Annotated in this window: 11 protein-coding genes; 7 read left to right on the top strand and 4 right to left on the bottom strand. The window is 68.8% G+C overall.

Features of this window, described 5'->3' with window-relative positions; genetic code table 11:
• Positions 1–3 precede the first annotated feature (3 nt).
• From yidC to rpmH, 4 genes are read right to left on the bottom strand one after another with little or no spacing between them, the layout of a single operon-like run.
• Positions 4–1,290 (bottom strand): membrane protein insertase YidC, encoded by a 1,287-nt coding sequence (yidC, locus tag ACGF5T_RS05725; protein ID WP_356602632.1) that lies wholly within the window; start codon positions 1,288–1,290, stop codon positions 4–6.
• A gap of 3 nt (positions 1,291–1,293) precedes the next feature.
• Positions 1,294–1,668 (bottom strand): membrane protein insertion efficiency factor YidD, encoded by a 375-nt coding sequence (gene yidD / locus ACGF5T_RS05720; RefSeq protein WP_356602630.1) that lies wholly within the window; start codon positions 1,666–1,668, stop codon positions 1,294–1,296.
• Positions 1,665–2,036 carry a ribonuclease P protein component gene (gene rnpA / locus ACGF5T_RS05715; RefSeq protein ID WP_079030275.1) on the bottom strand — a complete coding sequence of 124 codons (372 nt, stop codon included), beginning with the start codon at positions 2,034–2,036 and terminating at the stop codon, positions 1,665–1,667. Before rnpA ends, yidD begins: the two co-directional genes overlap by 4 nt.
• A gap of 21 nt (positions 2,037–2,057) precedes the next feature.
• Positions 2,058–2,195, bottom strand: coding sequence for a 50S ribosomal protein L34 (rpmH, locus tag ACGF5T_RS05710; protein WP_003975051.1), 138 nt, complete (start codon positions 2,193–2,195; stop codon positions 2,058–2,060).
• A gap of 374 nt (positions 2,196–2,569) precedes the next feature.
• Here rpmH and dnaA point away from each other — a divergent pair, with 374 nt between their 5' ends.
• The 7 genes from dnaA to gyrA all read left to right on the top strand — a co-directional run bounded on the left by dnaA (position 2,570) and on the right by gyrA (position 14,610).
• The gene (gene dnaA / locus ACGF5T_RS05705) at positions 2,570–4,531 is read left to right on the top strand and encodes a chromosomal replication initiator protein DnaA (RefSeq protein WP_366769082.1); all 1,962 of its coding nucleotides are present in this window, start codon (positions 2,570–2,572) and stop codon (positions 4,529–4,531) included.
• A gap of 1,027 nt (positions 4,532–5,558) precedes the next feature.
• Positions 5,559–6,689, top strand: a complete 1,131-nt coding sequence (dnaN, locus tag ACGF5T_RS05700) for a DNA polymerase III subunit beta (RefSeq protein WP_356602625.1) — start codon at positions 5,559–5,561, stop codon at positions 6,687–6,689.
• A gap of 207 nt (positions 6,690–6,896) precedes the next feature.
• On the top strand, positions 6,897–7,772 hold the full coding sequence (gene gnd / locus ACGF5T_RS05695; RefSeq protein WP_063482514.1) for a phosphogluconate dehydrogenase (NAD(+)-dependent, decarboxylating): 876 nt from the start codon (positions 6,897–6,899) through the stop codon (positions 7,770–7,772).
• Between the two features lie 35 nt (positions 7,773–7,807).
• Positions 7,808–8,929: a DNA replication/repair protein RecF gene (gene recF, locus ACGF5T_RS05690; RefSeq protein ID WP_366769081.1), complete on the top strand. Its 1,122-nt coding sequence runs from the start codon at positions 7,808–7,810 to the stop codon at positions 8,927–8,929.
• Positions 8,926–9,489, top strand: coding sequence for a DUF721 domain-containing protein (locus ACGF5T_RS05685; RefSeq protein ID WP_361015978.1), 564 nt, complete (start codon positions 8,926–8,928; stop codon positions 9,487–9,489). Before recF ends, ACGF5T_RS05685 begins: the two co-directional genes overlap by 4 nt.
• 423 nt (positions 9,490–9,912) lie before the next feature.
• On the top strand, positions 9,913–11,973 hold the full coding sequence (gyrB, locus tag ACGF5T_RS05680) for a DNA topoisomerase (ATP-hydrolyzing) subunit B (RefSeq protein WP_356602619.1): 2,061 nt from the start codon (positions 9,913–9,915) through the stop codon (positions 11,971–11,973).
• 42 nt (positions 11,974–12,015) lie between these two features.
• Positions 12,016–14,610 (top strand): DNA gyrase subunit A, encoded by a 2,595-nt coding sequence (gene gyrA / locus ACGF5T_RS05675; RefSeq protein ID WP_361015980.1) that lies wholly within the window; start codon positions 12,016–12,018, stop codon positions 14,608–14,610.
• Positions 14,611–14,626: the final 16 nt, after the last annotated feature.

Below are 14,626 nucleotides of genomic sequence, written 5' to 3'. Positions count from 1 at the left end.
TTCTTACTTCTTCGACGGGGACTTGGGCCGCTGCGGGCCCTTGCGCTGTCCGGACTGGGCCTTGCTGCGGCCACCGCCACCGGACTTCTGAGCCGGCTTCTTGGCGGCACCGGCGGGGTTGGTGTCCTGTTTGCCGTCCCGCGGCTCGTCCGACTTGGTCAGCGAGGTCTTGGGCTCGGCTTCGCCGGCCGCCTTCGTGGACTGGCGCTGGGACTTGCTCTGCCGCTTGGGCTGCTGGCGCTTCGGCGTGCCGACGGTGCCCACGGTCGTGCCGTCCTCGGTCTGGGCGGCGACGGCGGTGTCGCTCTTCACCACGGTGCCGTCGGTTTGGGCCGCCAGGCCCGCCTTGTTCAGACCGTTGATGAACTTGCGCTCGAACTCGTTGCGGTCCCGGCCCTTGGCGACGATGGCCTTCACGATCGCCCGTTCACCACGCCCGCGCGTCTTGCCGTTCTGGGTGACGCTCTTGTGCAGGCGCTCCAGGTAGGCGGCCTGGGCCTTGGAGCCCGGCGTCGGGTTGTTGCGGATGACGTACATCTGCTGGCCCATGGTCCACACGTTGGTGGTCAGCCAGTAGACGAGGACACCGACGGGGAAGTTGATGCCGAAGACGGCGAACATGACCGGGAAGACGTACATCAGCATCTTCTGCTGCTGCATGAACGGCGTCTTCACGGTGGTGTCGACGTTCTTGGTCATCAGCTGGCGCTGCGTGAAGAACTGCGACGCCGACATCAGCACGATCATGATCGCGGTGACGACACGGACGTCCGTCAGCGAGGACCCGAGGGCTTCCACCTTGGAGGAGCCGTCGGTGAACTTCGCGGCCAGCGGCGCGCCGAAGATGTGGGCCTTCTGGGCGCTCTCCAGCAGGCGATCGTTGATCACACCGATGGTGTCGTTCGACGCGATGCTGTTGAGCACGTGGTACAGGGCGAAGAAGAACGGCGACTGCGCCAGGATGGGAAGGCACGAGGAGAGCGGGTTGGTACCCGTCTCCTTGTACAGCTTCATCATCTCTTCGGACTGGCGCTGCTTGTCGTTCTTGTAGCGCTCCTGGATCTTCTTCATCTCCGGCTGGAGCGTCTGCATGCCGCGCGTCGCCTTGATCTGCTTCACGAAGAGCGGGATCAGGCAGATGCGGATGAGAATCACCAGGGACACGATGGACAGGCCCCAGGCCCATCCCGTGTCAGGGCCGAAGATGGCGCCGTACACGCTGTGGAACTGGACGATGACCCAGGAGACAGGTGTCGTGATGAAGCTGAAGAGGCTGGCAATCGTGTCCACTAATCATGCTCCTTGGGCATGGGACTGGGTCTCTGCGGCCGGGCTCGTAGGACCGGGCGGACTCGCGGGAGAAGCCTGTCCTTCGATGGCCGGTTCGGCGGCGGAGGGCCCGCCCTTGCGTGCACGCCACGCGCCGCGCAGCGCTTCGTGCCACCGCGGGCGCTTGCGCTGCGGGACATGGTCCACACCGCCCGGCGACCACGGATTGCATCGCAGGATCCGCCAGGCGGTGAGCGCCGTGCCCTTGATGGCACCGTGCCGGTCGATGGCCGTGTAGCCGTAGTGGGAGCACGACGGGTAGTACTTGCAGACCGGCCCCAGTAGCGGACTGATCGTCCACTGGTACAGCTTGATCAGAGCCAGTAGCGGGTACTTCATCGCGCGCCCCCTCCCGTGAGCCGCTCGATGGCGGCGTCCAGGTCTCGGGCCAGCTGTGCATGGTCGGCGTCACCCGCACCGGGCAGCGCTCGTACGACTACCAGGCTACCGGGGGGGAACAGGTCGATCCGGTCGCGCATCAGATGGCGAAGCCTGCGCTTCACCTTGTTGCGCACCACCGCGCCACCGACAGCTTTGCTCACGACGAAACCCGCACGTGTCGGGGGAGCGCTCTCCCCAGGCGCGTGCGGGTCCGTGGCACCGCTTCGGTGGTGGACGACGAGGGCCGGACGGCCGGCCCGGCGGCCTCGTCGTACCGCGGTCGCGAAGTCCTCGCGCCGCCTCAGCCGGTTCTCGGTGGGCAGCACGATGTCATGACCTGACCGGGATCAGGCGGACAGACGGGCGCGACCCTTGCTGCGGCGGGTCGCGAGAATCGCGCGGCCGGCACGGGTGCGCATACGCAGCCGGAAGCCGTGGGTCTTGGCGCGACGACGGTTGTTCGGCTGGAAGGTGCGCTTGCTCACTCGGGGGCTCCAGAAAGAATCGGGGTTGGCGGGGTGCCGTCCTGGCTGTCACCGTGCGCCCACGAGTAGCTCGCGTTACGCCCGAGTGCACCGCTTTTCGATCACCTGACGTGACCTGTGCCCATCGGAGGCAGGCGGCAGCAGCCATCGACAACTCGACCTGGTTACGGTACGTGCGACTGCGCCATTCGGTCAAACCAGCGGTGACCGGGAGACACTTGTCCACAGGCTGGGGACAACAACTTGAACCCTACCGGCCGCGCTGACTACCGTGGCTGAACTCCGATTCGTTCCCTTATCCCTGCCCCACCCGAGTTTCATCCCGACCCGTCCCCGGATCACACCTTCGAGGGACTCGTGAGAGAGCGTGCCCTGTGGCTGACGTACCTGCCGATCTTGCCGCAGTGTGGCCACGCGTACTGGAGCAACTCCTCGGGGAGGGCCGCGGGAAGGGCGTCGAGTCGAAGGACGAGCACTGGATCCGGCGCTGCCAGCCCCTCGCGCTGGTCGCCGACACCGCCCTGCTCGCGGTACCGAACGAGTTCGCCAAGGGCGTACTGGAGGGGCGTCTCGCCCCCGTCGTCAGTGAGACGCTGAGCCGCGAGTGCGGCCGGCCCATCCGTATCGCGATCACCGTCGACGACACCGTGGGCGAGCCCGCGGCGCCTGCGCCGCAGGCGCCGCCCGCCCGGCCCCAGCCCCGCTACGAGGAGCCCGAGCTTCCGGCCCCCGGCCCGGGCCAGGGCGGCCGCGACGAGTACGAGGGCTACGGCCGCCACCGCGCCGACCAGCTCCCCACCGCCCGCCCCGCCTATCCGCAGGAGTACCAGCGCCCCGAGCCCGGCTCGTGGCCTCGTCCGGCGCAGCCCGACGACTACGGCTGGCAGCAGCAGCGCCTCGGCTTCCCCGAGCGCGACCCCTACGCGTCACCGCCGCAGGACGGCTACGGCCAGGAGCCGTACCCGCAGGATCCGTACTCCCAGGACTACCGGGCGCAGTCACCGGAGCGCCCGCCGTACGACGCGCAGCGCGGTGAGTACGACCAGCCGCGCAAGGACTACGACCGCGGCGACTACGACCAGCCGCGCAAGGAGTACGACCGGGGCGACTACGACCAGCCCCGGAGCGACTACGAGCAGCAGCGCGGCGACTACGAGCAGCGCAGGCCCCGCCGCGACCTGCCGGAGCCGCCCTCGGCCACGGGGCACGTGCACCGTGGCGGCCCCGTCGGGCCCGGCCCCACCACCGGCGCCCCGGGCCCGCTGGCGGCACAGCCCGCGCCGGCGACCGGACCGGGCGAGCCGACCGCGCGGCTGAACCCGAAGTACCTGTTCGACACCTTCGTCATCGGCGCCTCCAACCGCTTCGCCCACGCGGCGGCCGTCGCGGTCGCGGAGGCACCCGCCAAGGCGTACAACCCGCTGTTCATCTACGGGGAGTCGGGACTCGGCAAGACCCACCTCCTGCACGCCATCGGGCACTACGCCCGCAGCCTCTACCCCGGCACGCGCGTGCGCTACGTGAGCTCCGAGGAGTTCACCAACGAGTTCATCAACTCCATCCGCGACGGCAAGGGCGACAGCTTCCGCAAGCGCTACCGCGAGATGGACATCCTGCTCGTCGACGACATCCAGTTCCTGGCGGACAAGGAGTCGACGCAGGAGGAGTTCTTCCACACCTTCAACACGCTCCACAACGCCAACAAGCAGATCGTGCTCTCCTCCGACCGGCCGCCCAGGCAGCTGGTGACGCTGGAGGACCGGTTGCGGAACCGCTTCGAGTGGGGTTTGACCACCGACGTCCAGCCGCCCGAGCTGGAGACGCGCATCGCGATCCTGCGCAAGAAGGCGGTGCAGGAGCAGCTCAACGCCCCGCCGGAGGTGCTGGAGTTCATCGCCTCCCGGATCTCGCGCAACATCCGCGAGCTGGAGGGCGCGCTGATCCGGGTGACGGCGTTCGCCTCGCTCAACCGGCAGCCGGTCGACCTGGGCCTGACGGAGATCGTCCTCAAGGACCTGATCCCGGGCGGTGAGGACTCGGCCCCCGAGATCACGTCGACGGCGATCATGGGCGCGACCGCCGACTACTTCGGCCTCACCGTCGAGGACCTGTGCGGCACCTCGCGCGGGCGCGCGCTGGTGACGGCCCGGCAGATCGCCATGTACCTGTGCCGTGAGCTGACGGACCTCTCGCTGCCGAAGATCGGCGCGCTGTTCGGAGGACGGGACCACACCACGGTGATGCACGCCGACCGCAAGATCCGCAATCTGATGGCCGAGCGGCGCTCGATCTACAACCAGGTGACCGAGCTGACCAACCGCATCAAGAACGGCTGACGGCCGCGGGCCGACGCGTTCCCGCACCCACTCCATGAGGCGCCTCCGGGGAGACCCGGGGGCGCCTCCTTGGTGCCCGGCACCCGCGGCCCTCCGGCGCGCCCTGTCCCGTCCCTCCCGCCCGCTCCCCGCCTCGCGCGGCGCCCGGGGACCGTCGCCGCGCACCCCCGGTCGGCCTCCTGCCCCCCTGGGCCGCTCCTCCCGCCCGTCCGCGGCGCACCCCGCCCGCTCCCGCCGCAGCCGGGCTGTTCGAATACTCGCCGGGTTACGGCCGTCCTCCACAGATTCGGTGACTTTTTCCCGTCCACACCTTGGGGACCGGGAAGTTGTCCCAAGCCTGTCCACAGGCCAGGGTGGTGGGAGACGATCAGGGCAGGTCATCCTCCTGTGGATTCGTGGACGAACGATCTCCACAGGCTGTGGACAAAAAAATGATCCACAGGCTGTGCATCAAGTTGTCCACGGGCAACCCACAGGCTGGAGCGGGTTGTCCCCAGTGATCACCCGCTTCTCCACATGCCTGTCCACTGTTCGGCAACGTGACGCGCCTCCTCACCGGGTCGAGTGAAAGGCGTCACACCGAGGTGCCGGAGGGGGCTGTGGGAAAGACGCGCAAACCTGGGGACGGGTCTGGGGAGAAGTCGCCGTTCCCTGTGCACGGAGTGTGCAGAACTTTCCGTTCTCCACAGAAGCGCCCGGTTGTCCACCGGCTCAGCCCACAGGGGCAGTGGACAAAATTCCTGCGCTGACCTGGGGAAACGAGGTTATCCACGGTATCCACAGGCCCTACTACTACTCCCGACTAGAGAGAGTGCGGAATCCGTTTCGAAGCGGGACCTGTGCACAACTCGGCCTCTCGGGCCCGACCGCCCCTCGGCACGACTTGACCCCGAACGGCACCTACTGTCAGTGGGGTGCGTCAGACTGGTCCCCGGTGTTCTGCCCCCGAGGGGGACCGACGACACCGACTCAGACGACGAAAGCCAGGCAGGGCGAGCAGCGCCGGCAACAGCAGGAGGCGGCAACAGTGAAGATCCGGGTGGAACGCGACGTACTCGCGGAGGCGGTGGCCTGGGCGGCCCGCAGCCTTCCGGCCCGTCCGCCGGCGCCGGTCCTCGCGGGCCTGCTGCTGAAGGCCGAGGAGGGGCAGCTGAGCCTGTCCAGCTTCGACTACGAGGTCTCCGCGCGGGTCTCGGTGGAGGCGGAGGTCGAGGAGGAGGGCACGGTCCTCGTCTCCGGCCGCCTGCTCGCGGACATCTCCCGCGCGCTCCCCAACCGGCCGGTGGAGATTTCCACAGACGGTGTACGGGCGACGGTGGTCTGCGGTTCCTCGCGGTTCACCCTCCACACCCTGCCGGTCGAGGAGTACCCGGCGCTGCCGCAGATGCCGGAGGCCACGGGCACCGTCCCCGGCGAGGTGTTCGCCGCGGCCGTGCAGCAGGTCGCCATCGCCGCGGGCCGCGACGACACGCTGCCCGTGCTCACCGGTGTGCGCATCGAGATCGAGGGCGACTCGGTCACCCTGGCCTCCACCGACCGCTACCGCTTCGCGGTCCGCGAGTTCCTGTGGAAGCCGGAGAACCCGGAGGTCTCCGCGGTCGCCCTGGTGCCCGCCAAGACGCTCCAGGACACCGCCAAGGCGCTGACCAGCGGCGACCAGGTGATCCTCGCGCTGGCCGGTTCCGGTGCGGGCGAGGGTCTGATCGGCTTCGAGGGTGCGGGCCGCCGGACCACGACGCGTCTGCTGGAGGGTGACCTCCCGAAGTACAAGACGCTGTTCCCGACGGAGTTCAACAGCGTCGCGGTGATCGAGACCGCCCCCTTCGTGGAGGCCGTCAAGCGCGTGGCCCTGGTGGCGGAGCGCAACACCCCCGTGCGACTCAGTTTCGAGCAGGGCGTGCTGATCCTGGAGGCCGGTTCCAGCGACGACGCACAGGCTGTGGAGAGGGTCGACGCGCAGCTGGAGGGCGACGACATCTCGATCGCCTTCAACCCGACGTTCCTGCTGGACGGCCTGAGCGCGATCGACTCCCCGGTGGCCCAGCTGTCCTTCACGACGTCCACGAAGCCGGCGCTGCTCAGCGGCAAGCCCGCCCTGGACGCCGAGGCGGACGAGGCCTACAAGTACCTGATCATGCCGGTGCGGCTGAGCGGCTGAGCGGCCGACACTTCGAGGGGCGGCCCCGGACCGTCCACAGCCTGGGGACGAAACCGCAGATGAGGGCGTGCGTCTGAGCGCGTACGCCCACAACTGTGCACGGACGTCCGGGTTTAGGCTCGGCGCGGGTACGAAAGTGCCGCGGCACGCATCCGGTGGTTCAGGACGTGCCGTCCCGCCCCCTCGCACACCTAAGGAAAGCAACTGATGGAGCTCGGTCTCGTCGGCCTCGGCAAGATGGGCGGCAACATGCGCGAGCGGATCCGCCGCGCGGGCCACACCGTCGTCGGATACGACCGCAATCCGGACCTCGCCGACGTCCACAGCCTGGAAGAGCTCGTGGGCAAGCTGGAGGCCCCCCGCGTGGTCTGGGTCATGGTCCCGGCCGGCGAGGCCACCCAGGCCACCGTCGACCGCCTCGGCGAGCTGCTCGAGCCCGGCGACGTCGTCGTCGACGGCGGGAACTCCCGCTGGACGGACGACGAGAAGCACGCCGAGGAGCTGGCCGCCAAGGGCATAGGCTTCGTCGACTGCGGCGTCTCCGGCGGCGTGTGGGGCCTGGAGAACGGCTACGCCCTGATGTACGGCGGCGACGCGGAGAACGTCGCCAAGGTGCAGCCGGTCTTCGACGCCCTCAAGCCGGAGGGCGACTTCGGCTCCGTGCACGCCGGCAAGGTCGGCGCGGGCCACTTCGCGAAGATGGTCCACAACGGCATCGAGTACGCGATGATGCAGGCCTACGCCGAGGGCTGGGAGCTGCTGGAGAAGGTCGACTCCGTGGAGAACGTCCGCGAGGTCTTCCGCTCCTGGCAGGAGGGCACGGTGATCCGTTCCTGGCTGCTGGACCTGGCCGTCAACGCGCTCGACGAGGACGAGCACCTCGGTGACCTGCGCGGTTACGCACAGGACTCCGGTGAGGGACGCTGGACGGTGGAGGCCGCGATCGACAACGCGGTGCCGCTGCCGGCGATCACGGCGTCGCTGTTCGCCCGGTTCGCGTCCCGGCAGGACGACTCGCCGCAGATGAAGATGATCGCCGCGCTGCGCAACCAGTTCGGCGGTCACGCGGTCGAGAAGAAGTAAGCAGCACCCGAGGGTTGGGAGGTCGGCGCACCACCATGCACGTCACGCATCTGTCGCTGGCCGACTTCCGTTCGTACGCCCGGGTCGAGGTGCCCCTGGACCCGGGCGTCACCGCCTTCGTCGGCCCCAACGGGCAGGGGAAGACGAACCTCGTCGAGGCGGTCGGCTATCTCGCCACCCTCGGCAGCCACCGCGTCTCCTCCGACGCCCCCCTAATCCGCATGGGCACCGAGCGTGCGGTGATCCGCGCCCAGGTCCGCCAGGGCGAGCGGCAGCAGCTGATCGAGCTGGAGCTGAACCCGGGCCGGGCCAACCGCGCCCGTGTCAACAGGTCCACGCAGGTCAGGCCCCGTGACGTGCTCGGCATCGTGCGCACCGTGCTGTTCGCCCCGGAGGACCTCGCGCTGGTGAAGGGCGACCCCGGGGAGCGGCGCCGCTTCCTCGACGAGCTGATCACCGCCCGCTCGCCGCGGATGGCCGGAGTGCGCTCCGACTACGACCGGGTGCTCAAGCAGCGCAACACCCTGCTGAAGTCGGCCGCGCTCGCGCGCCGGCACGGCGGGCGCACGATGGACCTGTCCACACTCGACGTCTGGGACCAGCACCTCGCGCGCGCGGGTGCCGAGCTGCTCGCGCAGCGCCTGGACCTGATCGCCACCGTGCAGCCGCTGGCCGACAAGGCGTACGAACAGCTGGCCCCGGGCGGCGGACCCGTCACCCTGGAGTACAAGCCGTCCGCGCCCGGTGAGGCGCACACGCGCGAGGACCTCTTCGAGCAGCTGATGGCCGCTCTGGCCGAGGCCCGCAAGCAGGAGATCGAGCGGGGCGTCACCCTGGTGGGCCCGCACCGGGACGACCTGCTGCTCAAGCTCGGTGAGCTGCCCGCCAAGGGATACGCCTCGCACGGCGAGTCCTGGTCGTACGCGCTGTCGCTGCGGCTGGCCTCGTTCGACCTGCTGCGCGCCGAGGGCAACGAGCCGGTGCTGGTGCTCGACGACGTCTTCGCCGAGCTGGACGCGCGGCGCCGCGAGCGGCTGGCGGAGCTGGTGGCGCCCGGCGAGCAGGTACTGGTGACGGCCGCGGTCGACGACGACGTACCGGACGTGCTGGCGGGGGCGCGGTACGCGGTGGCCGAGGGCACGGTGGAGCGCGTATGAGCGCGGACGGAGCGGGACCCGGGAAGTCCTCCGGTGACAGCGCCGGTCAGCCGGAGCCGTCCGGCGTCGACCTCGCGCGCGTGGCGCTCAGGGCGGCCCGTGAGGCGGCACGCGCGCGGGGGGACGCGGCGCAGCAGAAGCAGCAGGCCCGGCGCGGCGGTCTGCGCTCCGGTGCGCGCGCGGACGGCCGCGACCCGATGGCGCTGGGGTCGGCGATCAACCGGCTGATCACCGAGCGCGGCTGGGAGACGCCGGCGGCGGTCGGCGGGGTGATGGGGCGCTGGCCGCAGATCGTCGGTGAGGACGTGGCCAAGCACTGCGTGCCGGAGCGGTACGACGAGGACGAGCGGGTGCTGGTCGTCCGCTGCGACTCGACGGCCTGGGCGACGAACCTGAGGCTGCTCGCGCCGACGCTGGTGGCGCGGCTCAACGAGGATCTGGGCCATGGTTCGGTACGGGTGATCAAGGTGCTGGGACCCGGCGGTCCCGGGGGCCCGGGCCGCCGTTACGGCCCGTTGCGCGCGCCGGGCAGCAAGGGTCCGGGCGACACCTACGGGTGATCTGGCACCCCGTCAGGGGTGGGTGATGTACCTCACATAAATGGGCGTCAGCGGTCGGTGTGAACCGTTGGCGCCCTCTTCGTCGTACAACCGCACACGGTTGCGAATCGGGTTCTGACTCCCAAGTAGCCAAGGGTTGACGTCTCGAAGCGCTGAGTGCCGTCGTGAGCCTCTTGAGGCCCCCTTCCCTATATCGGGAGTCGGACGAGCACGGTTCAGGGCGGCACATGCGGACTCAGGTACCGGCAAACCCCCATCAGTGTCAGTGCTACCGGTAGAATGGAAGACAATCCCGCCCCGAACGTGGGGACCGTCCGGGAGTAGCTGAGCAACGCTGATCAAGGCTTACCAACGCAACATGCCGCAGCCGCTCCGGCAATCCGCCGACGAGCCCGGCTCGTGCTGTGCCAGAAAGGGCGCTTCGTGGCCGATTCCGGCAACCCCAACGAGAACAATCCGTCCACCGACACCGGCGTGAACGACGCGGTGAGCACCTCGACCGGCGAGGCTCCCACCTCGTACGACGCCAGTGCCATCACCGTCCTCGAGGGTCTGGACGCGGTCCGCAAGCGACCCGGTATGTACATCGGCTCGACCGGTGAACGGGGCCTGCACCACCTGGTGCAGGAGGTCGTGGACAACTCCGTCGACGAGGCGCTGGCCGGCCACGCGGACACCATCGACGTCACGATCCTCGCCGACGGCGGCGTCCGGGTCGTCGACAACGGCCGCGGCATCCCGGTGGGCATCGTCCCCTCCGAGGGCAAGCCCGCCGTCGAGGTCGTGCTGACCGTGCTGCACGCGGGCGGCAAGTTCGGCGGCGGCGGCTACGCGGTCTCCGGCGGTCTGCACGGCGTGGGTGTCTCCGTCGTCAACGCCCTTTCCACGCGGGTCGCCGTGGAGGTCAGGACCGACGGCTACCGCTGGACGCAGGAGTACAAGCTGGGCGTCCCCACGGCGCCGCTCGCCCGGCACGAGGCCATCGAGGAGACCGGCACGTCGGTCACCTTCTGGGCCGACGGGGACATCTTCGAGACCACCGACTACTCCTTCGAGACGCTCTCCCGGCGCTTCCAGGAGATGGCCTTCCTCAACAAGGGCCTGAAGATCAACCTCACCGACGAGCGCGAGTCGGCGAAGGCCACCGCCGGCGCGGACGAGGCGGGCGAGGACGAGAAGCACGAGGTCAAGAGCGTCTCGTACCACTACGAGGGCGGCATCGTCGACTTCGTGAAGTACCTGAACTCCCGCAAGGGAGAGCTGGTGCACCCCACCGTGATCGACCTGGAGGCCGAGGACAAGGAGAAGAGCCTCTCCCTCGAGGTCGCCATGCAGTGGAACGGCGGTTACACCGAGGGGGTGTACTCCTTCGCCAACATCATCCACACGCACGAGGGCGGTACGCACGAAGAGGGCTTCCGCGCGGCGCTCACCTCGCTGATCAACAAGTACGCGCGCGACAAGCGGCTGCTGCGGGAGAAGGACGACAACCTCACGGGTGACGACATCCGCGAGGGTCTGACCGCGATCATCTCGGTGAAGCTGAGCGAGCCGCAGTTCGAGGGCCAGACCAAGACCAAGCTGGGCAACACGGAGGTCAAGACCTTCGTCCAGCGCGTGGTCTACGAGCACCTCACCGACTGGCTCGACCGGAACCCGAACGAGGCCGCGGACATCATCCGCAAGGGCATCCAGGCGGCCACCGCGCGCGTGGCGGCCCGCAAGGCCCGTGATCTGACGCGTCGTAAGGGCCTGCTGGAGACGGCGTCCCTGCCGGGCAAGCTCTCCGACTGCCAGTCGAACGACCCGACCAAGTGCGAGATCTTCATCGTCGAGGGCGACTCCGCCGGCGGCTCCGCCAAGTCCGGCCGGAACCCGCAGTACCAGGCGATCCTCCCGATCCGCGGCAAGATCCTCAACGTCGAGAAGGCGCGCATCGACCGGATCCTGCAGAACCAGGAGATCCAGGCGATGATCTCCGCGTTCGGCACGGGTGTGCACGAGGACTTCGACATCGAGAAGCTCCGCTATCACAAGATCATTTTGATGGCGGACGCCGACGTCGACGGCCAGCACATCAGCACCCTGCTGCTGACCTTCCTGTTCCGCTTCATGCGGCCGCTGGTCGAGGCCGGGCACGTGTACCTCTCCCGCCCGCCGCTCTACAAGATCAAGTGGGGCCGGGACGACTTCGAGTACGCGTACTCCGACCGCGAGCGCGACGCCCTGATCGAGCTGGGACGCAACGCCGGCAAGCGCATCCGCGAGGACTCCGTGCAGCGCTTCAAGGGCCTCGGCGAGATGAACGCCGAGGAGCTGCGCGTCACGACCATGGACCAGGAGCACCGCGTGCTCGGCCAGGTCACCCTCGACGACGCCGCGCAGGCCGACGACCTGTTCTCGGTACTGATGGGCGAGGACGTCGAGGCCCGGCGCGCGTTCATCCAGCGCAACGCCAAGGACGTCCGCTTCCTCGACATCTGAGTCGGTCTCAGCTGACCGCACCAGGAAGGACCTTCACCAGCAATGACCGACGAGAACACTCCTGTGACGCCGCCCGAGGGTGACGCCCTGGCCATGCGCGTCGAGCCCGTCGGGCTCGAGACGGAGATGCAGCGCTCCTACCTCGACTACGCGATGTCCGTCATCGTCTCGCGTGCGCTGCCCGACGTCCGCGACGGCCTCAAGCCCGTCCACCGGCGCGTGCTGTACGCCATGTACGACGGCGGCTACCGCCCCGAGCGCGGCTTCTACAAGTGCGCGCGCGTCGTCGGCGACGTCATGGGCAACTACCACCCGCACGGCGACAGCTCCATCTACGACGCCCTGGTGCGCCTCGCCCAGCCGTGGTCGATGCGCATGCCGCTCGTCGACTCCAACGGCAACTTCGGCTCGCCGGGCAACGACCCGGCGGCGGCCATGCGCTACACCGAGTGCAAGATGGCGCCGCTGTCGATGGAGATGGTCCGCGACATCGACGAGGAGACCGTCGACTTCACGGACAACTACGACGGCCGCTCCCAGGAGCCGACCGTCCTGCCGGCCCGCTTCCCGAACCTGCTGATCAACGGCTCGGCCGGTATCGCGGTCGGCATGGCGACCAACATCCCGCCGCACAACCTGCGCGAGGTCGCGGCCGGCGCCCAGTGGTACCTGGAGAACTACGAGGCCTCGCACGAGGAGCTGCTGGACGCGCTCATCGAGCGCATCAAGGGCCCGGACTTCCCGACCGGCGCCCTGGTGGTGGGCCGCAAGGGCATCGAGGAGGCGTACCGCACCGGGCGCGGCTCGATCACCATGCGCGCGGTCGTCGAGGTCGAGGAGATCCAGAACCGCCAGTGCCTGGTGGTCACGGAGCTGCCGTACCAGACCAACCCGGACAACCTCGCGCAGAAGATCGCCGACCTGGTGAAGGACGGCAAGGTCGGCGGCATCGCCGACGTCCGTGACGAGACCTCCTCGCGCACCGGTCAGCGCCTGGTCATCGTGCTGAAGCGGGACGCGGTCGCCAAGGTCGTCCTGAACAACCTGTACAAGCACACCGACCTGCAGTCCAACTTCAGCGCCAACATGCTGGCCCTGGTGGACGGGGTGCCGCGCACCCTCTCCCTGGACGCGTTCATCCGCCACTGGGTGAACCACCAGATCGAGGTCATCGTTCGGCGGACCAAGTTCCGGCTGCGCAAGGCCGAGGAGCGGGCGCACATCCTGCGCGGCCTGCTCAAGGCCCTGGACGCCATCGACGAGGTCATCGCGCTGATCCGGCGCAGCGACACCGTCGAGATCGCGCGCGGCGGCCTGATGGAGCTCCTGGAGATCGACGAGATCCAGGCCAACGCGATCTTGGAGATGCAGCTCCGCCGGCTGGCGGCCCTGGAGCGGCAGAAGATCGTCCAGGAGCACGACGAGCTCCAGGCCAAGATCCGCGAGTACAACGAGATCCTCTCGTCCCCCGTCCGCCAGCGCGGCATCGTCAGCGAGGAGCTGACGGCGCTGGTCGAGAAGTACGGCGACGACCGCAAGACGAAGCTGATCCCCTACGAGGGCGACATGTCCATCGAGGACCTGATCGCCGAGGAGGACATCGTCGTCACGGTCACGCGGGGCGGCTACATCAAGCGCACCAAGACCGACGACTACCGCGCCCAGAAGCGCGGCGGCAAGGGGGTGCGCGGCACGAAGCTCAAGGAAGACGACATCGTCAACCACTTCTTCGTGTCCACCACGCACCACTGGCTGCTGTTCTTCACCAACAAGGGCCGCGTCTACCGGGTGAAGGCCTACGAGCTGCCCGACGCCGGCCGGGACGCGCGCGGCCAGCACGTGGCCAACCTCCTGGCCTTCCAGCCGGACGAGACGATCGCCCAGATCCGCGCGATCCGCGACTACGAGGCGGTTCCGTACCTGGTCCTGGCCACCAAGGCCGGCCTGGTGAAGAAGACACCGCTGAAGGACTACGACTCACCGCGCTCCGGCGGCGTGATCGCCATCAACCTGCGCGAGCAGGAGGACGGATCCGACGACGAACTGATCGGAGCCGAACTCGTGTCGGCCGAGGACGATCTGCTGCTGATCAGCAGGAAGGCGCAGTCGATCAGGTTCACCGCCTCGGACGACACACTGCGTCCGATGGGCCGTGCCACCTCGGGCGTCAAGGGCATGAGTTTCCGCGAAGGGGACGAGCTGCTCTCGATGAATGTTGTTCGAGCCGGTACGTTCGTGTTCACTGCCACCGACGGCGGTTACGCGAAGCGGACCTCCGTCGACGAGTACCGCGTCCAGGGCCGCGGCGGCCTCGGCATCAAGGCCGCCAAGATCGTCGAGGACCGCGGATCGCTCGTGGGTGCGCTGGTGGTCGAGGAGCACGACGAGATCCTCGCCATCACCCTCTCGGGCGGTGTGATTCGTACGCGAGTCAGCGGGGTCAGGGAGACGGGCCGTGACACCATGGGCGTCCAACTGATCAATCTGGGCAAGCGCGATGCCGTCGTCGGCATCGCACGCAACGCCGAGGCGGGACGCGAGGCGGAGGAGGTCGACGGCGATGTGGTCGTCGACGAGACCGCCGAGGGTGCCGCGACCACCGGCACGGACGAGGGTGAGGCGCCCTCGGACGAGTAGCACGAGGAGAGAGTCA

It is taken from the genome of Streptomyces sp. NPDC047853 (assembly GCF_043204535.1).
GTDB lineage: Bacteria > Actinomycetota > Actinomycetes > Streptomycetales > Streptomycetaceae > Streptomyces.
This window is presented reverse-complemented; position numbering and strand designations above follow the sequence as displayed.